Genomic DNA, 1,322 nt, shown 5'->3' on the forward strand with positions numbered 1-1,322 from the left:
AAACCGACTCAGGTGGTCAGGTAGAGAATACCGAGGCGTTCGGGTGAACTATGGTTAAGGAACTCGGCAAAATGCCCCCGTAACTTCGGGAGAAGGGGGGCCATCACCGGTGATGAGATTTACTCTCTGAGCTGGGGGTGGCCGCAGAGACCAGCGAGAAGCGACTGTTTACTAAAAACACAGGTCCGTGCGAAGCCGTAAGGCGATGTATACGGACTGACGCCTGCCCGGTGCTGGAACGTTAAGGGGACCGGTTAGTGCACTTTCGGGTGTGCGAGGCTGAGAACTTAAGCGCCAGTAAACGGCGGTGGTAACTATAACCATCCTAAGGTAGCGAAATTCCTTGTCGGGTAAGTTCCGACCTGCACGAATGGCGTAACGACTTCTCGACTGTCTCAACCATAGGCCCGGTGAAATTGCACTACGAGTAAAGATGCTCGTTTCGCGCAGCAGGACGGAAAGACCCCGGGACCTTTACTATAGTTTGATATTGGTGTTCGGTTCGGCTTGTGTAGGATAGCTGGGAGACTGTGAAATTGTGGCGCCAGCCATGGTGGAGTCGTCGTTGAAATACCAGTCTGGTCGTGCTGGATGTCTAACCTGGGTCCGTGATCCGGATCAGGGACAGTGTCTGATGGGTAGTTTAACTGGGGCGGTTGCCTCCTAAAGAGTAACGGAGGCGCCCAAAGGTTCCCTCAGCCTGGTTGGTAATCAGGTGTTGAGTGTAAGTGCACAAGGGAGCTTGACTGTGAGACCGACGGGTCGAGCAGGGACGAAAGTCGGGACTAGTGATCCGGCGGTGGCTTGTGGAAGCGCCGTCGCTCAACGGATAAAAGGTACCCCGGGGATAACAGGCTGATCTTCCCCAAGAGTCCATATCGACGGGATGGTTTGGCACCTCGATGTCGGCTCGTCGCATCCTGGGGCTGGAGTCGGTCCCAAGGGTTGGGCTGTTCGCCCATTAAAGCGGTACGCGAGCTGGGTTTAGAACGTCGTGAGACAGTTCGGTCCCTATCCGCTGCGCGCGCAGGAATATTGAGAAGGGCTGTCCCTAGTACGAGAGGACCGGGACGGACGAACCTCTGGTGTGCCAGTTGTCCTGCCAAGGGCATGGCTGGTTGGCTACGTTCGGGAGGGATAACCGCTGAAAGCATCTAAGCGGGAAGCCTGCTTCGAGATGAGTATTCCCACCCCCTTTGAGGGGTTAAGGCTCCCAGTAGACGACTGGGTTGATAGGCCAGATGTGGAAGCCCAGTAATGGGCGAAGCTGACTGGTACTAATAGGCCGAGGGCTTGTCCTCAGTTGCTCGCGTCCACTGTGT

1 rRNA gene is annotated in these 1,322 nt (G+C 55.9%); it reads left to right on the forward strand.

Annotated elements, in window-relative coordinates:
• Nucleotides 1-1,301 (forward strand): 23S ribosomal RNA (locus tag ACIPC1_RS40300); the annotation flags it as partial.
• Nucleotides 1,302-1,322 lie beyond the last annotated feature (21 nt).

Source organism: Streptomyces sp. NPDC087263 (assembly GCF_044744645.1).
Taxonomy (GTDB): Bacteria; Actinomycetota; Actinomycetes; order Streptomycetales; family Streptomycetaceae; genus Streptomyces.